General features: G+C 40.0%; 24 protein-coding genes and 1 tRNA gene. 10 read left to right on the forward strand and 15 right to left on the reverse strand.

The annotated features are described in order from the left end of the window. Window positions 1-46: 46 nt before the first annotated feature. The 3 genes from F936_RS06530 to F936_RS06540 all read left to right on the forward strand — a co-directional run bounded on the left by F936_RS06530 (window position 47) and on the right by F936_RS06540 (window position 2,000). Complete coding sequence (locus F936_RS06530) at window positions 47-871, forward strand: helix-turn-helix transcriptional regulator (RefSeq protein ID WP_003650631.1); 825 nt, start codon at window positions 47-49, stop codon at window positions 869-871. Window positions 872-964: 93 nt separating this feature from the next. Further along, window positions 965-1,681, forward strand: coding sequence for an AzlC family ABC transporter permease (locus F936_RS06535; RefSeq protein ID WP_005046063.1), 717 nt, complete (start codon window positions 965-967; stop codon window positions 1,679-1,681). 1 nt (window position 1,682) lies between these two features. Beyond that, window positions 1,683-2,000: an AzlD domain-containing protein gene (locus F936_RS06540; RefSeq protein WP_005046064.1), complete on the forward strand. Its 318-nt coding sequence runs from the start codon at window positions 1,683-1,685 to the stop codon at window positions 1,998-2,000. 44 nt (window positions 2,001-2,044) lie between these two features. Here the strand turns inward: F936_RS06540 and F936_RS06545 are convergent, their stop codons facing one another. The 11 genes from F936_RS06545 to F936_RS06595 form a co-directional block, all read right to left on the reverse strand. Then, window positions 2,045-2,494, reverse strand: a complete 450-nt coding sequence (locus tag F936_RS06545; RefSeq protein WP_005046065.1) for an Mpo1 family 2-hydroxy fatty acid dioxygenase — start codon at window positions 2,492-2,494, stop codon at window positions 2,045-2,047. A gap of 570 nt (window positions 2,495-3,064) precedes the next feature. Next, window positions 3,065-3,676, reverse strand: coding sequence for a septal ring lytic transglycosylase RlpA family protein (locus F936_RS06550; protein WP_003650639.1), 612 nt, complete (start codon window positions 3,674-3,676; stop codon window positions 3,065-3,067). Window positions 3,677-3,965: 289 nt separating this feature from the next. Then, complete coding sequence (gene mltB / locus F936_RS06555; RefSeq protein ID WP_005046066.1) at window positions 3,966-4,967, reverse strand: lytic murein transglycosylase B; 1,002 nt, start codon at window positions 4,965-4,967, stop codon at window positions 3,966-3,968. A 19-nt stretch (window positions 4,968-4,986) separates the two neighbouring features. Next, the gene (gene rodA / locus F936_RS06560) at window positions 4,987-6,129 is read right to left on the reverse strand and encodes a rod shape-determining protein RodA (RefSeq protein ID WP_005046067.1); all 1,143 of its coding nucleotides are present in this window, start codon (window positions 6,127-6,129) and stop codon (window positions 4,987-4,989) included. 127 nt (window positions 6,130-6,256) lie between these two features. Then, window positions 6,257-6,907 carry a hypothetical protein gene (locus tag F936_RS06565; protein WP_003650645.1) on the reverse strand — a complete coding sequence of 217 codons (651 nt, stop codon included), beginning with the start codon at window positions 6,905-6,907 and terminating at the stop codon, window positions 6,257-6,259. A gap of 23 nt (window positions 6,908-6,930) precedes the next feature. Further along, window positions 6,931-7,743 carry an NADPH-dependent 7-cyano-7-deazaguanine reductase QueF gene (gene queF, locus F936_RS06570; RefSeq protein ID WP_005046068.1) on the reverse strand — a complete coding sequence of 271 codons (813 nt, stop codon included), beginning with the start codon at window positions 7,741-7,743 and terminating at the stop codon, window positions 6,931-6,933. Continuing rightward, window positions 7,740-8,513, reverse strand: a complete 774-nt coding sequence (locus F936_RS06575) for an ABC transporter permease (protein ID WP_003650649.1) — start codon at window positions 8,511-8,513, stop codon at window positions 7,740-7,742. The genes queF and F936_RS06575 overlap by 4 nt, the downstream gene beginning before the upstream one ends. After that, the gene (locus F936_RS06580; RefSeq protein ID WP_003650650.1) at window positions 8,510-9,445 is read right to left on the reverse strand and encodes an ABC transporter ATP-binding protein; all 936 of its coding nucleotides are present in this window, start codon (window positions 9,443-9,445) and stop codon (window positions 8,510-8,512) included. Before F936_RS06580 ends, F936_RS06575 begins: the two co-directional genes overlap by 4 nt. A gap of 116 nt (window positions 9,446-9,561) precedes the next feature. After that, a tRNA-Arg gene (locus tag F936_RS06585) sits at window positions 9,562-9,638 on the reverse strand. 101 nt (window positions 9,639-9,739) lie between these two features. Then, window positions 9,740-10,372: a hypothetical protein gene (locus F936_RS06590; protein WP_005046071.1), complete on the reverse strand. Its 633-nt coding sequence runs from the start codon at window positions 10,370-10,372 to the stop codon at window positions 9,740-9,742. Between the two features lie 149 nt (window positions 10,373-10,521). Further along, entirely contained in the window at window positions 10,522-11,208 is a 687-nt protein-coding gene (locus F936_RS06595; protein ID WP_005046073.1) for a 3'-5' exonuclease, read from the reverse strand. Window positions 11,209-11,456: 248 nt separating this feature from the next. On the opposite strand from F936_RS06595, the gene F936_RS06600 reads away from it, so the two are divergent. Beyond that, window positions 11,457-12,686 (forward strand): alpha/beta hydrolase, encoded by a 1,230-nt coding sequence (locus tag F936_RS06600; protein ID WP_005046075.1) that lies wholly within the window; start codon window positions 11,457-11,459, stop codon window positions 12,684-12,686. A gap of 23 nt (window positions 12,687-12,709) precedes the next feature. Here the strand turns inward: F936_RS06600 and F936_RS18665 are convergent, their stop codons facing one another. Further along, window positions 12,710-12,871: a hypothetical protein gene (locus F936_RS18665; protein WP_080547567.1), complete on the reverse strand. Its 162-nt coding sequence runs from the start codon at window positions 12,869-12,871 to the stop codon at window positions 12,710-12,712. A gap of 59 nt (window positions 12,872-12,930) precedes the next feature. On the opposite strand from F936_RS18665, the gene glyA reads away from it, so the two are divergent. After that, a complete protein-coding gene (gene glyA, locus F936_RS06605; RefSeq protein WP_003650657.1) occupies window positions 12,931-14,184 on the forward strand; it encodes a serine hydroxymethyltransferase in 1,254 nt (417 codons plus the stop codon). A gap of 62 nt (window positions 14,185-14,246) precedes the next feature. On the opposite strand, the gene F936_RS06610 is transcribed toward glyA, so the two are convergent. The 3 genes from F936_RS06610 to adeF are packed head-to-tail and all read right to left on the reverse strand — an operon-like array spanning window position 14,247 to window position 20,141. Beyond that, a complete protein-coding gene (locus tag F936_RS06610; RefSeq protein WP_005046077.1) occupies window positions 14,247-15,722 on the reverse strand; it encodes an efflux transporter outer membrane subunit in 1,476 nt (491 codons plus the stop codon). Between the two features lie 12 nt (window positions 15,723-15,734). Continuing rightward, window positions 15,735-18,914, reverse strand: coding sequence for a multidrug efflux RND transporter permease subunit AdeG (gene adeG / locus F936_RS06615; protein WP_005046079.1), 3,180 nt, complete (start codon window positions 18,912-18,914; stop codon window positions 15,735-15,737). 6 nt (window positions 18,915-18,920) lie between these two features. Beyond that, a complete protein-coding gene (adeF, locus tag F936_RS06620) occupies window positions 18,921-20,141 on the reverse strand; it encodes a multidrug efflux RND transporter periplasmic adaptor subunit AdeF (protein WP_005046081.1) in 1,221 nt (406 codons plus the stop codon). Between the two features lie 197 nt (window positions 20,142-20,338). Between adeF and F936_RS06625 the strand changes: the two genes are divergently transcribed. The 5 genes from F936_RS06625 (at window position 20,339) to F936_RS06645 (ending at window position 24,607) form a co-directional block, all read left to right on the forward strand. Further along, window positions 20,339-21,367 carry a LysR family transcriptional regulator gene (locus tag F936_RS06625; protein ID WP_005046082.1) on the forward strand — a complete coding sequence of 343 codons (1,029 nt, stop codon included), beginning with the start codon at window positions 20,339-20,341 and terminating at the stop codon, window positions 21,365-21,367. Between the two features lie 174 nt (window positions 21,368-21,541). Next, window positions 21,542-22,327 (forward strand): ABC transporter substrate-binding protein, encoded by a 786-nt coding sequence (locus F936_RS06630; RefSeq protein ID WP_005046083.1) that lies wholly within the window; start codon window positions 21,542-21,544, stop codon window positions 22,325-22,327. A 91-nt stretch (window positions 22,328-22,418) separates the two neighbouring features. Next, window positions 22,419-23,108 (forward strand): ABC transporter permease, encoded by a 690-nt coding sequence (locus F936_RS06635; protein WP_005039343.1) that lies wholly within the window; start codon window positions 22,419-22,421, stop codon window positions 23,106-23,108. Continuing rightward, window positions 23,105-23,818 carry an ABC transporter permease gene (locus F936_RS06640; protein ID WP_005039344.1) on the forward strand — a complete coding sequence of 238 codons (714 nt, stop codon included), beginning with the start codon at window positions 23,105-23,107 and terminating at the stop codon, window positions 23,816-23,818. Before F936_RS06635 ends, F936_RS06640 begins: the two co-directional genes overlap by 4 nt. A 12-nt stretch (window positions 23,819-23,830) precedes the next feature. Further along, window positions 23,831-24,607, forward strand: coding sequence for an ABC transporter ATP-binding protein (locus F936_RS06645; protein ID WP_003650668.1), 777 nt, complete (start codon window positions 23,831-23,833; stop codon window positions 24,605-24,607). Window positions 24,608-24,638 lie beyond the last annotated feature (31 nt).

A 24,638-nucleotide genomic window follows, 5' to 3' on the forward strand; every position in this document is an offset into this window, starting at 1 on the left:
CTTAAAACATGCTATGGTTTTTTTATTGAATGGATGAGACGTATTTATGCAGCGGGAGCAAGCCGATTATCTGCATGTGCGAGAGCTGGGCGGTTTAGAGTTATTAAAAGCACATTATCACCAAACACAATTTTCTAAGCATACTCATGAAGGGTATTGTATTGGCGTGATTGAAGAGGGCGCACAGTCTTTTTTTAGGACGGGCCAGCTACATGTGGCTCCTAAAGGCGATATTATTTTGGTAAATGCTGACGAGATTCATACGGGTTCATCTGCTGTTGAGTCGGGTTGGCGATATAGGGCAATTTATCCCACACCTGAAATGTTAGCAGAAGTTAGCCAAGATTTTTTTGAAAATCCGCATGGTGCACCATGGTTTCCTCAAGCTGTGATTCGTGACCTAGGTTTGGCCCAACAACTTTGTTTACTCTTTGATTTATTAGAACAAAAAGATAATTTCTTGCTCAAAGAAACAATGTATTTATCGACTTTAGCCTGTCTAATGAAGCGACATGGTAAATCAAATCATACTTTTTGTGAGTTGCCAGAGGCATATTCCAAAATATTAAGAGTTAAAGAATTACTGGTAGAAATGCCTGAAACGAATTTTTCTTTGCAAGATCTGGCTGACATGGTGGGCTTGAGCGCGTGGCATTTTTTAAGACAATTTAAAAAATATGTGGGCTTGCCACCTCATGCTTGGCTTGTTCAAGCGCGCTTACAAAAAGCAAGGCAATTATTAAAACAGGGTGACCAAATTGCGATGGTGGCACAGCAGTGTGGCTTTTCTGATCAAAGCCATTTTAATCGCCACTTTAAAAAAGCAATGGGAGTGACGCCAACTCAATATGTAGCTAGTCTAAATAACTAAATTATTAAAAATTTATTTACAGCAATTTTATTCAATATAAGTCGGCTCTCATCAAGCATGTTATAGAGATGCTTCTTATATTGGATTTTATATATGAATATTCAGCTTAATCAGTCGGTTGAGTTTCCAAAAAATAAGCCATCCTATCTTTTTTTACGCGGTGCAATGGATATTTTACTCTTGTCAATTTCTGTCATTCCGTGGGCAATTTTAGCAGGCTCTATGGCAATTCATGCAGGATTATCTTTTTATAAGGCGCTTGCGATGTCAGGAATTGTCTTTGCTGGGGCAGCGCAATTAGTTAGCTTAAGCATGGTAATGGAAGGTGCATCCATTTTTACAGTTTATGTAACTATTTTCTTTTTAACGGCTCAGCATTTTATTTATGCATTAACTTTAAGAAATGACATTTCTATTTTGCCTCTTTCGAAGCGATTAAGTTTGGGGTTTTTATTAACAGATGAATTATTTGCGGTGTGTGCATCCGGTGAAAAAAGGCAGCCACAATATCTATTGGGCGCAGGCCTGTCTTTTTATTTATTCTGGGTGATTTTTAGCTTGGTAGGAATACTTTTGGCAACAGTGATTCCTGATTTATTAAATTATCATTTAGATTTTTCAATTGTGGCTATTTTTATTGCAATGATAGTACCGTTATGTAAAGGGTTGCCTGTAGTCGCTGGTGTGTTAATGACTTGTTTTAGCGGATTTTTCTTTAAATCTCATCAAGTTGAAGGGGCGATTTTACTTTCAGGATTACTAGGGATGTTGGTTGCTGTGTTAACTGAAAAAATAGAGAAGGAGCGATAATATGTCTTGGTTCATGATTTTAGGCTTGGCAGCAATCGTCTTTTTTAATCGTTATTATTTTTTAGAGCCTAACGTTAAAATTAAGCTGCCTCTTATTATGAATAAGATGCTTAATTATTCTGCTCCCTGTTTATTAACAGCAATTTGTATTCCAGTTGTTTTTTTTGATGGTGATAATTTAAAAGGAGTTTTAGATAATTCTTATATTTATGCAGCAATCTTTTGTATTGTGATTTCCATTTATCTAAAAAGAGTACTTTTAAGTGTTATCGCTAGTTTGGTTTTTTTCTATTTTATAAATTTTCTAATAAATCAGTAAAATGTAAAAAGCTGAATCGAGATGATCCAGCTTTAATTTAATAATTAGGAAAGAGCGTGTTTTTGTCTGCTTTTCCATTTAGGTAAGACTTTTCCTAAATAGGCATCCATGCACCAAACTGGTCCAATCAGTAGAAATTGTAAATCTTTAAAGAAAGATGGCTTTTTGCCCTCGATTTTATGGCCATAAAACTGTCCGACCCAAGCAACCACAAAAATAGCAATATAAAAACCGATTCCTACAGGTAGGGTGTAAATAAGCCACGCCATAACCACCAGTAAAGCAGCCATTGCAACAGCAAGTACAAGATCTAAACGTGCATAAAATACGAGAGTCAGTACAAGTAATAGAGCTGTGAGTAAAGCGCTGAAATGGGCAATGATTCCAATAATAGAAAATAAAATGGCAGGAACGCAGAGCCAGTGAATTTGTTTATTGGTTGGGTTTTGATGGCTTTCGCTATATTCATCAAACCATTCTGTAATGGATTTCATTAATGGCACACTCCTTGTTTTAGCTTTGATTTATTTTTTCTGAGTATATTTTATCCTGTTCTTAAGGTGGTCGACAAGAAACCGGTACTATTCAACTATAGGAACTTGGCAATAGAAGCTAAAAAAAAGCATGAGAAAAACTTAATGCCTTGCTTATATAAAAAGTACTCAATGTAACCTTAAGAATGATGCAATATTTCAGAATATTTTTTATAGGTTGCTAGATGATGAAATCATCAAAAAAAGTGTAATTTTGAGATAGGTGGGAAAATTGTATGAAAAAGCTCTGCTCATCTACTCTAAAAACGCCATAAATAGCCCTGATTTTAGAAAAATGGTACTAGGGTAGCGCGAATTTAATAAAGTCGCTCTAAGCGCAATTTAGAAGTGAAATAAGCTTGGGGAAAATAAACGTACTTTTTTGTGTAAAAAATATTCAAATTTAAGGGTGGGAAGGGGCTAAAAAAGATGATTTTTTTAACCTAAGCTAGAAATTATTTTTATAGTTTAAAACATAAAAAAGCCGCAGAAAAAATTGCGGCTTTTTACATGAACTCTAGAGGCTATAACTTATGAAGTTGGACCATCAACACGTTCAATATTTACTTTTGCAGTTCCCGCATTGGTAATACCAAGACGTTTAGCAGCACCGTATGATAGGTCAAGTACACGATTGCCATGGAAAGGACCACGGTCATTTACTTTTACAACCACACTTTTACCATTGTCTTTGTTGGTTACTCGGATGTAACAGTTCAATGGTAGGCTACGGTGAGCAGCAGTGAGCGCATTCATATCGAATGTGTCACCACTTGCTGTTTTGCGTCCATGGAATTGACGACCATACCATGAAGCCATGCCAGTTTGGCTAAACTTACGAACAGTATTTGAAGCTACTGTGTTAAGTTTTTCAATCACTGAAGGCTCATCTTCAGGGATTTCAATTTTTGCTGCGATCGCTTGACGACGGATTTGATCGCCAGAACGTTCAGTGATTGAAAGACTGTTAATGTTAGAAAAACGAGAATTAAAATTTTGAGTATCTTTACTCAATACACGAGCTGCTAAATTAGAGCCATCTACATCACTATTTAATGATGATGATTGCACCATTTCAGCATGCAATGGGGCCATACTTAAACTAGCCGTCAGTGCAAGAACGTATTTCAGCGATAACTGCATTTGTATAAACTCCTGAGAACATGTACTTTTTTCTTTCAGCGATTGACTGAAATTTAAAGTGAACATGTCTGATTATTCACTTTTGCAATTGCTACATTGGGGTGGATAATATTCATCGCTTACGGAGAGTGTCTAGTCTTTAACGAGAAATCGTTACAAAAAGGGCAAAAACTTACAGTTCTGGGTTAAAAAATAATCAAAAGTGTAACAAGATATTAAATTTGTGTGTATTGTGACCTATTTAACAAAAATATTTATTGACTTTTACATAACTCATAAAAAAGCTAGCCTATCGGCTAGCTACCTCAGTGCCTAATAACCATACAGCAGTCGCATACATACGACTCTTATTATAGGTCGTAATCACTTGAAAATTCGGGTAAGTTAAATAGTAAATTGGTCCGTTATAGTCTTGTAATTGAATAACATTCACCATATCCAGATCATCAATTTTAACTAAAGGATTTAATGGTGAGACACCTAGTGTCTTTAATGCACCATATGGAAAAGGCTGAGTTAAATCTTTAGCAATAATACTTTCCGGATTTGATCCCGTGTAACGTGCCATAAAGCCGATAGGTTGATCGCGTTGCCATCCTTGTTTTGCTAAGTAGTTTGCGATTGAACCAATTGCATCTTCCGCAGAGTTTCTTAAATCGATATGTCCGTTACCGTCATAATCGACACCATATTTACTAATATTGCTCGGCATAAACTGTGGATAGCCAATTGCACCTGCGTAAGAACCTACAATACTATTTGTTGGGTAACCTTCTTTATAAGTCCATGCAATAAGAGCAGCTAACTCATCGCCAAAATATTCAGCACGGCGAGGGTAGCCAAAAGCAAGTGTGGCTAAGGCATCACGTGTAATAAAAGAACCTTTATTCGAGCCATAACCTGTCTCAACACCCAAAATGCCCAAAATGACAGCTTGAGGTACACCATATTGTTGTTCAGCGCGGTTTAAAGCATCTGCATATTGGTTTTTAAAACGGATGCCACGTTGAATTGTCCCTTCAACCAAAAACATAGAACGATAGTCATACCAAGGTTTGCTTTCCCCTGGACGAGTCATAATATTTAGAATGTTTGGTAAATTCTTTGCACCACTCATGGCTGCATCAACTTGATCGCCACTTAACCCATAAGCGCTCATCGTTTTTTGTTTAAAATTTACATAATCAGGATGTGTTGCAAAATCGTTGGCCTGAGCGAAGTGACTTGTACTGATTAAACCAGTACACAAAGCGAGCATTTTTAAAGTTTTATTTAAGTGTTGAGACAACATATCGTTTTAAAATTCCAGATTATCGATGTGTATGAATGGACATGACTAAACCAAAGGTGGCCATTAAAGTAATAATAGCTGTTCCACCATAACTCATAAAAGGTAAAGGAACACCTACTACAGGTAAAATACCACTGACCATTCCCGCATTTACAAATACATAAACAAAAAAAGACAAACCAAAGGCGCCAGCAACTAAACGTCCATAGTTATGGAAGCTTTGTAAACCGATTTGGAATGTTCTAAAAATAATAGCAAAATAAAGAATAACTAAAATAAGTACACCGATGAGCCCAAATTCTTCGGAATACGCAGCAATAATAAAGTCGGTATGACCTTCGGGTAAAAAGTGCAAATGTGATTGAGTTCCTTCAAGAAATCCTTTGCCTGAAAAACCACCAGAGCCAATCGCAGTTTTAGATTGAATAATATTCCAACCTGTACCGAGTGCATCTGCCTCTGGGTCAAGCAACGTTAAAACCCTTTGACGTTGATAGTCGTGTAAAAGAAACTCCCAAGCAATCGGAATGATAATCGCAGCGCAGGCTCCTGCGGCACTGATCATACGCCATGATAGTCCACTTAAAAATAAAACAAATATGCCGCTTGCTAGTACTAAAAGTGATGTCCCTAAATCCGGTTGTTCTGCAATTAGTAAAAAAGGAATACCAATTAACATTAATGATAAAACAACTTGTGAAAAGCTAGGGGGAAGAGGTTTACGTGCTAAAAACCATGCAATCATCATGGGCATGCCGATTTTCATGAACTCACTGGGTTGGACACTTCCGAAACCAGGAATATCAATCCAGCGCTGAGCACCCATCCGGACTTCGCCAAACACCATAACTGCAACAAGTGAAAATAAGCCAAACAAATAAAAATATGGTGAAAAAGCTTGATAGACCTTGGGCGGAATCTGGGCTAGACCAAACATAACTAAAAAGCCAATACCAAAACTCATGGCTTGTTTACTCACTAACCCTACATCCTGCGCAGAAGCACTATATAGTACGGTTAAACCTAATAGAGCATTTAAGAGCAGAAATAGGCATAACCAAGGGTCAACATGGAGTTGTTGCCACTTTGACGGTTGCATAGCGGTGCTAAGACCATCTCGAGGAGCTTGGCGTAAAAATTTATATTGTGGGCTAGGAGACATGCGGCGTTAACTAAGGTCAATCAGTGCTTGGCGCATGCTAACATAAACGTGGTGAATGGCAATGTATATCAATATTTTGCAATAAAAAAACCTAGCGAGAGCTAGGTTTTCGATAGTCTATTTTTTATTAGTTAAAGAATAAACCATCATGATATTCAGCCATAGCTTTAAGTTCAGTGCGATTTAAGCTTGGAATCAGTTTGTCGATTGCAATGTGAACGGCTTTTGTTACAGCTGCTGCACCAATATCTGCTGCTTTGCGCTTGATCATGCCAAGGTCTAATGTTTTATTAAAATCAGACATGAAGTGTTTGATCATCGCATCGCCGAATTGTTTATATAATTCAGCTAAAGCAGCTTTATTAATGTCATTTCCTGCTTCAAGCTCAGCAAAGTTGTGCTTAAGGTTCGTCACTAAACCTGCATCTAAATTTACGCCTACTTTATATTGACCCTGTGGATCTTTGAATAAGCTTTTTTCAGAAAACTCTACTGACTGTTTAACCACATCATTTGGCGCTTTGCTTAACAATTGCTTTAAAAGAACAGCAACAGTTGATTTGACATAACCTGCTAGTTTTTCGGCAGTATCGCGTTTTTCACTTGCAGGAAAATGCTGAACTAACTTAATTAAGACATTATTAATAATTTCTTCATTAAGTTGTAAAGCAATCTTATCGCGAAGTGGATATAAAGGTTCACTAGAATTTTTATTCGCAATTCCAGTCTGCATATCGTTCAATAAGCCTTCAGAAGGGGTAAAACCAAAAAACGGCATGGTATATCCTCAAATTATTCGTTTTATTGTCGTGCCAATCGAATCGGTTTTGGCATCCATGAAAGATCCGATACTCGGCAAGGGTTAATATCAAGTCCGCCGCGACGAGTATAAGTTGCATAAACCATCAGCTTTTCAGGCTGTAGATTTTGCCAAATATCGGCAAAGATCTGCTCGACACACTGTTCGTGAAAGCCGTTATGCTGACGGTACGAGATAATATAAGCTAAAACACTACGATAACAAGGTTTTTTGCCTTTAAAACGAATAAAAACTGTACCCCAATCCGGTTGTCCCGTGACTGGGCAGTTACTTCTTAAAAGATGAGAATACAATTCAACTTCGACTTCTTCACCAGACTCATCAAATTTTAAAAGGCTTGCATCAGGATGCTGCTCTAAACGCTCTGGAGTGAGGTCATCAACACAAATACCTTGAGGCTTAGAAATCTCTAAATCATCTACTTGAAATAGGGTTAACTCAACTTTTGCACCTGCCGCCGCCGAGAGGTCTTTTTCAACAGTTTCAATAAATGATTGTTTAGACTCAAACTGAGTGAAATTAAGACTATTAAAGTAAAGTTTTAATGACTTTGATTCAATCAAATTCGGTGAAGATGCAGGTAGCGTAATTCTGCCAATAGCAACTTGCGGGATAGCATGAGCGTTTAACCATGAAATTTCAAAAACATGCCACCAATCTTTACCTTGTGTGATGCCTTCAATATGCGAGTAGGCTTCACGAGACTGAGCACGAGCAATTGGAAATAAAACATCAGGTTGATAGTTAGTTGGATATTGGGTTTCTTTACCCAATAAAGACTGTTCGACACTCATTCACGCATTCCTGAACCACGAGCAAGTAAATAGTAAGCAACTCCGTAAAGTACAACACAGCATGATGTCACAATGATTAAAGAGAATGAAACATTCACATCGCTATGACCTAAAATACCGAAACGGAAAGCATTAACCATATAAACAATAGGATTAATTAAAGAAAGTTTTTGCCAAAAAGGACTAAGTGCACTAATGGCATAAAACACACCACCTAAATAAGTTAAAGGTGTAAGAACAAAGGTTGGAATAATAGAAATATCATCAAATGATTTTGCATAGACTGCATTAATAAAACCACCTAATGAGAAAAGAACCGAAGTAATTAAGACGGTATATATAGTTACGAACCAGTTGTGTATGAAAAGGTCAGTAAAGAACATGCTCATTGCAGTCACAATTGTACCAACTAATACACCACGGCAAATACCACCAATCACATAGCCCCACAAAATAATATGTAGTGGCACAGGACTCATGATGAGTTCTTCAATGCTTTTTTGGAATTTTACGCTAAAGAAACTGGAAGACACGTTGGCATAACTATTGGTAATGACAGCCATCATAATTAAGCCAGGCACAATAAATTGCATATAGCTCACGCCACCCATTTGTCCAATGCGTGAACCAACCAAATTACCAAAAATGACGAAGTACAAACTCATTGTAATTGCCGGTGGTAATAAGGTTTGTGGCCAAATGCGTAGAAATCGGCGTACTTCTTTACGAACTATGGTCCAGAGAGCAATTTGCAGTTGGCTAAAATTCATTTTGCCTCTCCTTCAAGATTTTTCTCGACCATTTTGACAAATAACTCTTCTAGACGGTTCGATTTATTACGCATACTGTGAACACGAATACCTTGAGATTCTAATAACTGGAATAGGTCATTCAATGTATGCGCTCTATCCATCGTGACTTCTAAAGTATTGCTATCAATTAAGTTGAACTTGACACCAATAATGTTTAACTGGAGCGGCCCAATCGGTTCGGCTAAATCGAAGATAAATGATTCTTCATTGAGCTGATTAAGGAAGCTCTTCATGCTGGTATCTTCTTTAATTACACCGCGATCAATAATCGCAATGCGACGACACAGCATTTCTGCTTCTTCTAAATAGTGGGTCGTTAAAATAATAGAAGTACCGCTTTCGTTCATTTCGGTCAGAAAATCCCACATAGAACGGCGTAATTCAATATCTACACCCGCAGTAGGTTCATCTAAAATAAGCAGTTTAGGTTCATGCATCATGGCGCGGGCAATCATCAGACGACGCTTCATACCACCAGACAGCATACGTGCTTGTATATTACGTTTTTCCCACAAACCGAGTTTTTCTAAATAATGTTCGGCACGTTTTTCTGCAATCTTTTTATGGATACCGTAATAGCCAGCTTGAGTGACTAAAATATCGAATGTTTTTTCAAACTGCCCGAAGTTAAATTCTTGAGGAACGACGCCAAGCTGCTGTTTTGCCAGAGAAGGATGGGTATCGAGGTTGTGCCCAAAAATCTCAACTGTTCCTGAGGTTTTTTTTGTGAGGGAGCTGATAATACCAATGGTTGTTGATTTGCCGGCACCATTTGGGCCTAACAACGCATAAAATTCACCTTCAGGCACAGTGAGGTTAATACCTTTTAACGCCTGAAAACCATTACGATATGTTTTGGACAAATCTCTTAAAACCAAAGCATCAGTCATGAAATTCTCACATTATGAAAGAGGGGTATATTTTGAGCGATAATGATTAATAAACCAAGTAAAATAGTCGGAATTTTATAAAATTAAGATAAATTGAGAAATTATTATATAAAAGCTGGTGCGCCCGGCGGGGATCGAACCCACGACCCCAGGTTTCGGAAACCTGTACTCTATCCAACTGAGCTACGAGCGCATGTGTGGGGCACATCATAGGAAAAAAACACTTGCAGGTAAAGCACGAAATACATGCCAAGTGATTTTAATGCTTAATTAAACAGCAAGTTGTTCAATATTTTATATGCTTTGTGAAAGAAGCTGAATTGAATAGTTAATTGTACGTAAAGATCTTGCAAGTTCCTGAGGGGGAATGCGTGATTCTTGTAAACTTGTAATCCATTGTACTTGACATAATTTAAGCTCTTGTATTGTTGTAGCTTTCTCTATTTTTTGAACAAGTGGTTTGGTCATTAGTCCGCAATAATTGCTAAGAGTTTTCATCATTAACTGTTGTATTTCTTCGAAAGAGAGAGGATGAGACGGTATTGTTGGTTGAGAATATCTAGTACTGGGCTGATCTAAAGTTTTTTGCTCGGAAAGCTGGATTTCTCCAACAAGATGAGCGGAATGCGGTATAGAGCTATCAACAGATTCTTTTTGATTTTCTTCTACTTTATTTATGGCTGATGTTTTTAGAATAATTTCTTCATTAGTAGATGTTTCGGTAGAGGCGATTGGGGCAATAAGTTCTAAGTTGATAAGCTGTTGAATCAGCTCTGGAGAAGCAATACGTTTTTTAAATTCACCATTTAAGTTCTGAAAATCTTCATGGTCTATTAAGAGTAATAAACGTCTTTGTTTTGCATTTAAAACAATATTGCGTTGTTGAAGCGCAACTCTTCCCAAATTGGTTCGATAAAAACCAGCCATTACTTTTCCCCAAAATAAAAAAATAAATCAGACTGTTCAATCATCTGAGTCGAACAGTACTGTTTTTAATAAAATATAAATGGGATTAACAATAAAACCTAAAAATGACAATATGATGAATAATCTATAAATATCATTTGGTTAAAATCTTAAAAGGCACTTTCTAATGCTTTTCGAAGATAGACATCAAGCTCATCTTGGCGTAGTAGCCATTGAATATAGTCTTTAGGAAGTTCAGCAATTGCTGTGCCTTTATGCTTACCAAAGTTAACAGTAGTGGGGATACGTGCTTCTTCAGAAATTCGGTAGAGCTCTTCAATATCTTGAATATTTAAATGATAGACAATATGCATCAAAATATTAGCAGTCAAAATAATATCAGCATCGGCACGGTGAGCACCTTTAAGCATTTCCCGAGCTTTGCTGCTGCCTTGAGAAATCATATAGATGAGTGCTGAGATATTATGAGCCTCTGCATCTGCCCAAACTTTACGAGCTAAAGCCAAAGTACAAATCGGTTTAATATTCGATACATCAACACCACAACGAGCAATCGCGGCAATATCGTAATCAATATTGTGACCAATAATATAAGTTGTAGTCTCTGGCAATTTAAAAGTTTTATAGTGAGGCTGGTTTTCTAAATCTGTTTCTAATATGTGGTGTACTGCCATCGCAGCATAAGAGATAGGCGCACCAACCTGATAGAGCTGATCAAACAATTTGCTTTTATCTAAGGTGAGTTTGCCTTCATTAAGCTCAATCGGGGCATACGCAATTTCAATAGGCAAACCATTTAGTGTATGAGTTTCTGTATCTAAAATAATGGCTTGCATATTTGGCCCTTTAAAAATCGCGAGTAATTAAGAATGTTAACAGTTGGCTATTCACTTTAAAACATGAAGTAGGGCTATAAAGTAGCTATAACGACAATTTCTATTAAAAAATGAGAGTATTTCAGAGATTAGTTTCATCAAATAGAACTTGCGAAAAATAAAGATTAGGCGTAATTGTTTTTAAGGCATTGGAAAATGTTGATTAAAAAGCTAAAGCACAACAAAAATGGAATTTAAGGGATATATCAATGAAAATAAAACTATTAATGACCAGCGTTCTTAGCACAAGTTTATTTTTAGTGGCTTGTGGTGGAAGCAGTAGCGATGATGACACGCCGATTGTTGATCCATCAGGGACTCCTGTCAATAACATTCAAAATCCAGTTGTTAAAGTTGATGCCTATACAAGTACCAACTTGGGAACAGTTGCTGCTGAAAGTAGTATTTTGACTTATAAAATGTTGGGCCAAAGTGGGCAAGAGGTGCAGGCAACCAGTTTGGTATTCACACCAAATACACCGCCACCAACAGGCGGTTGGCCAATTGTAGTTTGGGCACATGGGACAACCGGTGTTGCAGATGTTTGTGCACCAAGTAAAGCAGCGTTAGCAGACAGTACAAAAGATTTAATTAGTAAGTTACTTGCAGCAGGTTATGTTGTCGTAGCACCAGATTATGAAGGTTTGGGCACACCAGGAATACATCCATTTTTAAATGTTAAAAGTGAAGCTTTTTCAATTACGGATGCGGTAGTTGCAACACGTAACTATTTAACGCAACGTAATTTATTAACTTCAAAAAAATGGCTTACAGTCGGGCATTCCCAAGGTGGGCATGCTGCGTTGAGCGCTGCACAATATGCGAGTCGTGCGCAGTTAGACTATAAAGGTACGGTAGCGGTAGCCCCAGCCTCTAATTTGGGTTTTATTTTAATTGCTGGAGAGCAATCTGTTGCGAATGCAACCTTGGATAAAAAGATCCCAATGTATGCACAGCTTAATACATATACAGCTTTGGTTACAGCAGGGATGCGTAACACACAGCCGAGCTTTGATTACTCGCAAGTATTTACTTCGCAAATCTCAGGTATTGCAGCACAAGCCGAAATGATTTGTTCTGGACCATTGGGTCAAGCCTTTGGAGCGGACATGACAGATTATGCTACAAAACATAGTGGAACACTGGATGGCTATACGCGTACACAACCTAACTTTATGGCAGTGGCGTTGGTTAAAACCTTTTTAGATAAAGATTCGCAGCCGCTGCAAGCAAAAGTCACCACACCGATTATTATTTATCAAGGGGTAGGCGATACGACAGTACCTAAAGTCGCAACGGATATCTTGATATCTAATGCCACAGTAGTAGGTACTAAAATTAATAGTTATGTTACGGGTAACTGGGACCATGGTACGGTCATGAGTACTAATGTAGACAACATCGTTGGAAATGTTCAAACTTTGCTAACAGCACAATAGAGTTATTGATATTTAAAGTATTTTTAACATTGTTGTAAGGTAAAGTTAATGATGGGAAAATTAAAAATATAAGCTTTAAGCGGGCTTTTTAATTGATTTATAAACAATGGCTCATTTTTTATAAAACTTGAGCCATTTTTATTTAAAACTGAGCTAACTTGATTCTGTTTAATTATAAACTTCATGCTACAATATGTCGCAATCTTAGCACGGCTTAAAAGCCCTACTTATAGGACCCCCGCTAATGTTTGCCAATATTTCCATTTCTGAATTTGATCCAGAATTAGCTCAAGCAATTGCTTCTGAAGGTGAGCGTCAAGAAGCACATATCGAGTTAATTGCATCTGAAAACTATTGCTCTCCTGCTGTGATGGAAGCGCAAGGATCAAAACTTACGAACAAATATGCAGAAGGTTATCCAGGTAAACGCTATTATGGCGGTTGCGAATATGTGGATATCATTGAGCAAATGGCGATTGATCGTGCTAAAGAACTTTTTGGTGCAGATTACGCAAACGTTCAACCACACGCTGGTTCACAAGCTAACTCTGCTGTTTATCTAGCGCTTCTTAACCCAGGCGATACTGTTTTAGGTATGAGCTTGGCTCACGGTGGTCACTTGACTCACGGTGCAAAAGTAAGCTTCTCTGGTAAAACTTATAACGCGGTTCAGTATGGTCTAAACTCTGAAACAGGCGAGATTGATTACGAAGAAGTTGAGCGTTTAGCATTAGAGCACAAGCCACGTATGATCGTTGCTGGTTTCTCTGCTTATAGCCGTGTTGTAGATTGGCAACGTTTCCGTGACATCGCGGACAAAGTTGGCGCTTACCTTTTTGTTGATATGGCTCACGTTGCAGGTTTAGTTGCTGCGGGCGTATATCCAAACCCAGTTCAAATTGCTGACGTAACCACAACTACGACTCACAAAACACTTCGCGGTCCACGTTCTGGTTTAATCCTTGCGAAAGCGAATGAAGAAATCGAGAAAAAACTTCAATCAGCTGTATTCCCTGGTAACCAAGGTGGTCCATTGATGCATGCGATTGCTGCTAAAGCAATCTGCTTCAAAGAAGCAATGTCTGATGACTTCAAAGCTTACCAACAACAAGTTGTGAAAAATGCTCAAGCTATGGCTGAAGTATTAATCGCTCGTGGTTATGACGTTGTTTCTGGTGGTACTGACAACCACTTATTCTTGTTATCTTTAATCAAACAAGACGTAACTGGTAAAGAGGCAGATGCTTGGTTAGGTGCTGCTCACATTACTGTTAACAAAAACTCAGTTCCAAATGATCCACGTTCTCCATTTGTGACTTCTGGTATCCGTATCGGTACTCCAGCAGTAACAACTCGTGGTTTCGGTGAAGCTGAAGTACGTGAACTTGCTGGTTGGATTGCAGACGTGATTGACAGCAAAGGTGACGAAAAAGTTATTGCTGACGTAAAAGCGAAAGTTGAAACTGTTTGTGCAAAATTCCCTGTATATGCACAATAAGTTATAGATATAAAAAAAGCGCCGTATGGCGCTTTTTTTATATCTAGTTAATTACGTAAGAATTAACTTTTAGTTTTTAGCGATGACTCGGCATCATGCCATCCACCACCTAATGCCCGAATTAAATCTACACTAGCCATCATTCTGCTGCCGTTAAGCTGGGCAGAAAGTTGCTCTTGTTGCAAAATAGTACGGTCAGAATCAATCACATCAAGATAGCTAATAGCACCTTCTCGATAACGTAGATGAGAAAGCTGATTTGCGTGACGAGAAGAAGCGAGTGCTTGGTTTTGAGCTTGTATTTGTTGATCGAGAATACGTTGATCGGACAAACCATTTTCAACTTCACGGAATGCATTCAGCACTGTTTGGCGATAATTCGCAACGCTTTCTTCATAAGCAGCTCGCGCTTGAGCGACTCCTGCTTTACGTTGCCCGCCGTCAAATAATGGCAAAGATAAAATAGTGCCTGCGACTGGCCCAAGCAAGAATGTGCGGCTCGACCATTTACCCAAATCACCTAAAGTTGATGATTCATAACCAAGAGCACCTGTTAGATCTAGTTTTGGAAAAAAAGCAGCGCGTGCAATTCCAATACGCGCATTATCTGCTGCCATAGCACGTTCAGCAGCAGCAATGTCAGGCCGTCTTTCAAGCAAAGTTGAAGGTAGACCTGCTGGAAGGCGAATGCTGTTTGTTGCTAATGGTTGAGCTGCTAGATTGAAGTCAGCTGGCGTTTTTCCAAGTAAAACAGCAAGTGCATGTTCCGCAGTTGCTCGGTTACGGGCAATCGTTAGTGCATTGGTTTGGGCTGTAGCCAGTTCAGTCTGTGCGCGAGAAACATCTAATTCACTGACTAAACCATTACGAAATCGAGTTTGAACTAGATCTCGAGTCTCACCAAGTAATTTAATAGTGCGATTATAAATTACTTGTTCAGCATCAAGCTGGCGAATTAGAAAATAGCCTTGAGCAACATCTGCTTGTAAGGCTAAAAGTGCCGACTGATATAAAGCTTCTTGTTGCTGTACATCAGCTGTTGCTGCATTGACACTACTGGCGATACGACCAAATAAATCGAGCTCATATGAAACATTCGCTTGAGCACGCCATAAAGTTTGTGCAGATGTATGCGCATTATCATCTAAACCCAGTGAAGCAGGAGATGGTTTTTGGCGAGTTGGGCCAAAGCCAGCACCAATACTTGGTAAGCGTTCCGCTTGCGCTGCTGAACGTAATGCACGTGAAGCCTGAATATTGGCAGCCACCGCTTTAAGGCTTTGGTTACCAGCAATTGATTGTTGCTCTAGTTCGTTTAATAGTGGGTCATTAAAAACACGCCACCATTCGCCACGTGATTGTGCATCGGCAGGTTGAGCAATTTTCCAGTTGCTATCTTCAAGTTTAGGGTCTGACTCTTTAAATTTAACAGGAACTATGACCTTTGCAGGTTGATATTCCGGAGCCAATGAGCAGCCTGCAAGGAGCAGGCTTCCCATGAGTGAGGACACTAACCATTTTTGTTTTGATGATGTCATCAAATGTCCTCCTTAGTGATCATGTGGGTTAGCTAATGGCGCTTCATGAGCAGCTGCCGAATGCAGTTTATGTTTGCTGTTGAGTGTACGAATCAGGACATAAAAGGCAGGGGTGAGGAATAAACCAAACAACGTTACCCCGATCATGCCGAAGAACACTGCAATACCCATGGCATGACGCATTTCTGAACCTGCACCTGTTGAGGTAACCAGTGGGACTACACCCATAATGAATGCAATTGATGTCATTAAAATTGGGCGTAAACGCAGACGACTCGCTTCAACTGCGGCATTAAATGCAGTTGCACCTTGCATTTCAAGTTCCCTTGCAAATTCGACAATCAAAATGGCGTTTTTACAGGCCAGCCCGACCAGTACCATCAGACCAATTTGCGTAAAGATGTTGTTATCTCCACCTGTCAGCCAAACACCGGTTAGAGCCGCTAAGATCCCCATTGGCACAATGAGAATTACAGCTAAAGGCAGAGTTAAGCTTTCGTATTGTGCTGCCAATACCAAGAACACGAGTAATACACTAATTGGGAAAACCCACAGTCCTGCATTACCAGCCAAGATTTTTTGGTAGGTTAAATCAGTCCATTCAAACTTAATGCCGCGAGGTAGGGTTTGAGCAGCAATACGTTCAACAGCAGCTTCAGCTTGGCTAGATGAATAGCCCGGTGCAGGGCCGCCGTTAATGTCCGCTGAGGTATAGCCGTTATAACGCACCACCATTTCTGGACCATAAGTTTGAGTCACATTCACCAAGGAAGATAAAGGCACCATTTGTCCAGTACTGTTGCGGGTTTTTAGTTGCAAAATATCTTCAGGGTTAGCACGGAAAGGAGCATCGGCCTGAGCACGAACCTGATAAACACGACCAAAGCGGTTAAAGTCGTTGACGTACTGAGAGCCTAAATAAATCTGCATGGTGTTGAACACATCTGTCACAGCCACACCTTGCTGCTTAGCTTTTACACGGTCCAGATCTACGTTCAGTTGAGGTACATTAATTTGATAACTTGAGAACATTGGACCAAGTTCAGGGGCTGATTGTGCTGCTTTCATAAAGTTTTGTGCAGCATCATTCAAGGCTGAATAGCCTAAGGCACCTCGGTCTTCAAGTTGGAGTTTAAAGCCGCCCATGGTCCCTAAGCCCATCACTGGTGGAGGTGGGAAAACTGCAATATAGGCATCTTGAATGGCTGAATATTTCTGGTTGAGAGCACCTGCAATTGCATTGGCAGATAAGTCTTTGGCCTTACGTTCATCGAATGGCTTTAACGTCACAAAGACAATACCGGCGCTTGAGCTGTTGGTAAAACCGTTAATGGAGAGGCCAGGGAAGGCAACAGCACTTTCTACACCAGGTTGCTTAAGTGCTGTATCGCTCATTTTACGAATGACTGTTTCGGTACGATCTAATGAAGCACCATTTGGTAATTGAGCAAAGCTAATTAAATATTGTTTGTCTTGGGCAGGAACGAAGCCACCAGGAACAATATAAGAAATACCAACGGTTAAGCCGAGAAGTGCTGCATAGACACCCATTGCCGATGCTTTATGAGATATGACACGATTCACACCTTTACCATAGTTGTCTGACGCACGGGTAAACACACGGTTAAACAGCGCAAAGAAACGTCCAAATATGCGGTTCATAATGCGTGTTAATGCATCTGGTTTAGCATCGTGCCCTTTAAGTAGCATGGCTGCTAAAGCAGGAGAGAGCGTAAGGGAGTTAAATGCCGAAATGACAGTTGAAATGGCAATTGTCATGGCAAATTGTTTATAAAATTGCCCTGTTAAGCCCGTCATAAAGGCAAGTGGTACGAAGACCGCAACGAGAGTTAAGGCAATGGCGACAATTGGACCACTCACTTCTCGCATGGCGCGATAAGTTGCATCTCTCGGGCTTAAGCCCGCTTCAATATTCCTCTCGACATTTTCGACGACGACAATCGCGTCATCGACCACAATGCCGATGGCAAGTACCATCCCAAACAGTGATAACGCATTGATGGAATACCCAAAGGCAAGCATAAGTGCAAATGTACCAATAATAGAAACCGGTACTGCAAGCAATGGAATAATCGACGCACGCCATGTTTGTAAGAATAAAATAACAACCACAACAACCAGTGCAATTGCTTCAAGTAGGGTATGAACGACTGCTTTAATACTAGAGCGTACGAATTGAGTTGGGTCGTAAACAATGTCGTATTTAATTGAAGATGGGAAATCTTTTGAAAGCTCCTTCATTGTGCTACGCACTTGATCGGATACTTGCAAAGCATTGGCACCCGGAGCTTGGAAAATTGGAATGGCAACTGCTTGTTTATTATCAAGCAATGAACGCAAGCCATATTGTGAGGCTGCAAGTTCAACACGTGCAACATCACCCAATCGGGTGACTGCACCATCGGGTGCAGTTTTTAAAATAATGTCTGCAAATTCTTGCTCAGTCGTTAAACGACCTTGAGCATTCACTGAAAGTTGTACAGGTGAATTAGTTGGTGATGCACCAATTGTACCTGCCGCAACCTGAATATTTTGTTCACGGATTGCATTCACAATTTCAGTGGCTGTGAGATTACGTTGCGCTACTTTTTGTGGGTCGAGCCACACACGCATAGCGTAGTCACCAGAACCGAATAAACCGACTTCACCTACACCTTGTAAGCGTGCCAAACGATCTTTTACGTTCAGTACAGCGTAGTTACGTAAGTAAGTCATGTCATAGCGGTTATCTGGTGAAGTCAGATGTACAACCATGGTTAAAGTGGGAGAACTTTTTAACGTGGTGACACCCAAGCGCTGTACATCTTCAGGTAAACGAGGCATTGCCTGAGACACGCGGTTTTGAACCAATTGTTGAGCTTTATCTGGGTCAATACCGAGTTTGAAGTTCACTGTAATGGTTAAGTTACCGTCGCTGTTTGCTTGAGATTGCATATACAGCATGTCTTCTACGCCGTTGATCGATTCTTCAAGCGGAGAGGCAACAGTTTCAGCAATTACTTTCGGGTTTGCACCCGGATATTGAGCACGTACCACCACAGATGGTGGAACAACTTCTGGATATTCGGAAATCGGTAACTGAAATACGGAAAGTAGACCAGCGAGTAAAATCAGTACTGATAAAACACCAGCAAAGATTGGCCGATCAATAAAGAATTTAGAAATATTCATATGTGATTAACCTTTTGCCGGAGTTGATGTTTTTTCTGTTGGCTGAGGTTGAGGCGTGTTAGTACTTGCAGTGATTTGTGCATTCGGCATCGGGACTAGGTGCGGCGTAACAGGGTCACCCGGACGAATACGCTGTAAACCATTCACCACAATACGGTCCCCCGCTTGTAATCCGCTATTCACGATTTGCAAGCCATCTTGTTGTGCACCGATTTTTACTTCGCGGTAAGCAGTCTGGTTTTTAGCATCGACCACAACGACAAAGCGTTTATCTTGATCGACTCCAATAGCGGTTGGGCTAATGAGAATGGCTGAACGAGGTTGGCCACCACCCAGACGGATTCGTGCATATAAGCCTGGCAATAAAACTCCGTTTGGATTGTCAAAGGTCGCGCGAACACGAATCGTACCTGAGGTTGTGTCTAGGTTATTGTCGATTGAGTTGATAGTCCCTTCACGCGAGAAACCAGTTTCATTGGCAAGTCCCATATAGACAGGAACTTGGGCAGAATTGCGTTGATTACTGATGTATTTGAGATAAGTTTGTTCATCAACATCAAAAGATGCATAGAGACGCGATACAGACACTAAACTCGTTAAAACTTGTGCTCCGTTGCCCGCAGAAACCACATTACCCACGGTCACTTCAGCACGAGAAATTCGGCCGCTGACTGGTGCAGTAATACGGGTATATTCCAGATTTAAGCGTGCAGATTGAACTGCTGCTCTGGCTGCTTGTAGGTTGGCACTAGCTGAGCGTGCATCATTTTCTGCCAGATCAAGTTCTTGGCGTGATACAGCATTACTTTGAATTAGACGTTGAATACGGGAAAGATTGGTTGCGGTATAGGTGACTTGCGCTTCGGCTGAAGCAAGCTGAGCCTTGGCACGGTTGAGTTCTGCTTCAAATGGCCGAGGGTCAATTGTGAAAAGCAAATCACCTTTTTGAATGAGACTACCATCTTTAAAATGAACGGCAATTAACTTGCCCGAAACTTGAGGCCGAATGTCGACTTGATCAATCGCCTCTAGGCGACCGGAATATTCTTGCCAGTCGGTAATGGTTTTGCTGATGACATTGGAGATATCAACAGTGGCAGCTTGTTGGGCAGTGGTCGGTGCAGCTTTTGCATCGGCATTTTCATGTAAGAATATAAAACTGCCACCCGTTGCCAAAATGGCGACAAAGATGGCAGACAGTGCGAACTGTTTGCGGGAAAATGACATGTTGTGCTCCTACTTATTTGGATACCTGTTTTCAGACTTTTAGTTATGGTCCGTATGGGAGAAACAGGGTTTAGGCAATGGACGGAGCATAAAAGTTTGTCAATCACGAATAAATATATTAAATTTGATAACACTATTCGTATTTTTATAACAATTGATGTGTTTGAATTAGAAAATGCATTGATAGGAGTGTGCGTGTGGATCTATTTCATGCCATGAAAGTATTTAACAAAGTTGTCGAAACAAATAGTTTCAGTTTAGCGGCTGACAGTTTAGGCCTACCGCGTGCTTCTGTGACTACAACCATTCAAGGTTTAGAGAAACATTTACAAGTTCGCTTATTGAACCGAACCACCCGTAAACTCAGTTTGACACCCGATGGTGCGGTTTATTATGAACGTACTTCGCGAATTTTAGCCGATGTTGAAGATGTTGAATCGAATTTTCATGATTCGGAACGTGGACCAAGAGGCCGACTACGGATTGATGTTAAAGCTTCGATTGGGCGACTTATCCTGATTCCGATGCTTTGTGATTTTCATGCCAAGTACCCCGATATTGATTTGGTGATTGGAATGAGTGATCGTCCAGTCGATTTGGTACAAGATGCAGTGGACTGTGTGATTCGTATTGGTCAGCTGAAAGATTCAAGTTTAGTTGCACGTCGTATCGGAACCATTCAGTGTGTGACGGTTGCTGCACCTAGTTATTTGGCTGAACATGGTGAACCGCAAACCATTGATGATCTACAAAAACATCAGGTCGTGCATTACTTTAATAGTCGTACCGGACGTAATATCGACTGGGATTTTATGGTTGATGATGAGATTCATAGCGTTGGCGTGAAAGGGCGTGTTTCTGTCAACGATGGTGATTCATATGTTGATTTGGCTGTACAGGGTTTTGGCTTAATTCAATGCCCATATTATATGGTGGCGAAACATCTGGAGGATGGCTCACTAAAGGAAGTGCTGACGGAATGGTTGCCAGCACCAATGCCAATATCAGTCGTTTATCTACAAAACCGTCATTTATCGCCTAAAGTTCGAGTATTTGTTGATTGGGTGGCCGAATTATTTGCAGGTTGTCCATTGTTGAGTGGTTGCTCAATGGTATGGGATCAGAAATGTGAATTTGCCAGTGCCAAAGAACATAACCATGAATACACCATTCGGACATTGGTCGAAAATGAAAATATGGCAGAGGCTTATACACTCAAAAATTAACCTCGCAGTTTGATTGATTTTTCAACATTTAATCAGTTAATACGATCTGCTGTTTTGACATCTTCCTGATTCTTTAACTTATGGTATAAAAATTGCAATTATTTCGGCAGAAGAGTAATTTAGAAATACTCAAATTTTTATCACCTTATTTGGATTTCAAGGAGAAGCTTCAAGATGGCAAGCTTTATGAAAAAAATGTTCGTTTCAACAACCTTAGTTCTGGCTGCTGTTGCGACTAATGTGCAAGCAAAGGATTGGAAGGTGATTCGTTTTGGTACTGAGTCCTCTTATGCACCGTTTGAATATAAAACACCAGATGGCAAGTTAACTGGTTTTGATGTTGATTTGGGTAATGCCATTTGTGCAAAACTCAAAGCCAAATGTGTTTGGGTTGAAAACTCTTTTGATGGGATGATTCCAGCACTTAAAGCGAAAAAATTTGACGGCATTCTTTCATCAATGACGGTCACTGATGAACGCGCAAAACAAATTTTGTTTAGTAGCAAAATCTACAACACACCAACACGTATGGTTGCAAAAAAAGGCTCGCCGTTATTGCCTACAGCTGCCTCTTTGAAAGGTAAACGTGTAGGTGTACAACAGGGCACAATTCAAGAAACTTATGCTAAAACCTATTGGGCAACAAAAGGTGTAACCGTTGTACCTTATCCAGTCCAAGATTTGATTTATCAAGATATGATGTCAGGTCGTTTAGATGCAACTTTACAAGATGCAATCATGGTTGATGGTGCTTTCTTAAAACAACCAAAAGGCAAAAACTTTGCATTTGTCGGTGGCAATGTAGTTGATGCAAAAACACTGGGTGTAGGCGCGGCTATTGGTTTACGCAAAGAAGATGCAGATTTGAAAGCGAATATTGACAAAGCACTCGCAGCAATCATTGCGGATGGTACATACAAGAAACTAGAGAAAAAATATTTCTCCTTTAACATTTACTAATGATGTGAAAAATGTCGGCTGAGTGCCGACATTTTTAAATCTATTCTCATCTCATCAATATTAGATATTGTTTTTAAGGAGAAGATGAGTCATGTTTTTATCTGGCTATGGGCCACTCCTTCTCAGCGGGACATGGATGACCCTCCAGCTTGCGCTGTTGTCACTTTTGCTTTCTGTCATTATTGGCTTAATTGGTGCGAGCTCAAAACTCTCTAGTTTTAAAGCTTTACGCTATATTGCGACAGCCTATACCACACTCATCCGTAGCGTGCCTGACTTGGTGATTATGCTGCTGTTATTTTATAGCTTGCAGTTGGGTCTAAACCAAATTACTGAATCACTGCAAATGGATCAAATTGATATCAATCCTTTTGTGGCGGGTGTGATTACTTTAGCGTTCATTTATGGTGCATATTTTACCGAGACCTTTCGTGGTGCATTTCAATCGGTTCCAACGGGTCAAATTGAAGCAGCAATGGCCTATGGTATGACCCCTTGGCAGGTTTTTCGACGTGTATTATTCCCTCAAATGATGCGTTTTGCATTGCCGGGTATTGGTAATAATTGGCAGGTCTTGATTAAGGCAACCGCACTGGTTTCTATTATTGGCCTGACTGACATTGTAAAAATTACCCAAGATGCGGGCAGAAGTACCATGCAACTGTTCTTTTTCAGCATAGTGGCTGCCGCGATTTATTTGGCAATTACCACGGTGTCGAACCTCATTTTAATGTGGCTTGAGCGTCGTTATTCTGCTGGTGTGAGGAAGGGACAATTATGATTGAAATCCTTCAACAATATTGGCAGGCATACCTTTGGACAGATGGTTTACAAATGACTGGAGTGGCGATGACTGCTTGGTTATTGGTGCTTTCTATTGGTATTGGTTTTGTGCTTGCTGTGCCTTTATCACTTGCACGAGTATCAGAAAATCTTTGGTTGCGTGGCCCTGTTTGGTTGTATACATATGTTTTTCGTGGCACACCACTGTACATCCAATTGCTGATTATTTACTCAGGCATTTACAGCTTTGATTACATCCATGAACATCAGACGCTTGATGCGTTTTTTCGAGAGGGCATAAATTGCACCATTTTGGCATTCGCGCTCAATACTGGTGCATATACCACTGAAATCTTCGCTGGGGCAATCCGTTCTATTCCACATGGCGAGATTGAAGCTGCACAAGCTTTTGGAATGTCAAAATGGAAACTCTATACCCGCATTATCATTCCATCGATGTTGCGCCGTGCTTTACCATTTTACGGTAATGAAGTCATTTTAATGTTGCATGCGACAACCATTGCATTTACAGCAACTGTTCCTGACATTTTAAAAATTGCGCGTGATGTGAATGCGGCAACCTATGACACCTTCAATGCTTTTGGAATTGCCGCGGTGTTGTATGCGATGCTGGCATTTATTTTGATTTGGCTATTTCGTAAGTTGGAAAAACGTTGGTTGGCATTTTTAAAGCCATCGAATCATTAGGAGACATAAATAATGGAACAAGTTGCAAAACTAGTGATTCGTGATTTACATAAGACATTTGGCGATCATGAAGTACTGAAAGGGATATCACTTGATGCAAATGCTGGTGATGTCATTAGTATCATCGGTTCATCTGGTTCAGGTAAAAGTACCTTGCTACGTTGTATTAACTTTTTAGAACAACCGAGTAATGGCACCATTAAGCTCAATGGTGAAAAACTGCGCACAGTCTTTGATAAAAAAGGCAATTTAAAAGTGGTTGAACCAAAGCAACTACAAAAAATGCGTACCCAGCTCATGATGGTGTTTCAGCATTTTAATTTATGGTCACACATGACAGTGCTGGAAAATGTGATTGAAGGGCCAATTCACGTACTCGGGGTAAAACGTGCCGAGGCAGAAGAGCGTGCGCGGAAATATCTACGCAAAGTTGGTTTGCCTGAAAGCGTTGAAAGTAAATATCCTGCATTTTTATCTGGTGGTCAGCAGCAACGTGTAGCGATTGCTCGTGCTTTGGCTATGGAACCGGAAGTTATGTTGTTTGATGAACCAACCAGTGCGCTTGATCCAGAGTTAGTGGGTGAAGTACTAAAAGTAATGCAGGGTTTGGCTGAAGAAGGGCGCACCATGATTGTGGTGACACATGAAATGGGCTTTGCGCGTCATGTGTCTAATCAAGTAATTTTTTTGCATCAAGGGAAGATTGAAGAACAGGGTCATCCTGATGAAGTACTCAATAACCCGAAAAGTGAACGCTTAAAGCAGTTTTTAACGGGCAGTTTAAAATAAGCTGTTCATACCGAGTATGGTGAAATTTTTT

Origin of the sequence: Acinetobacter calcoaceticus DSM 30006 = CIP 81.8, from assembly GCF_000368965.1 — a bacterium.
Taxonomy (GTDB): Bacteria; Pseudomonadota; Gammaproteobacteria; order Pseudomonadales; family Moraxellaceae; genus Acinetobacter; species Acinetobacter calcoaceticus.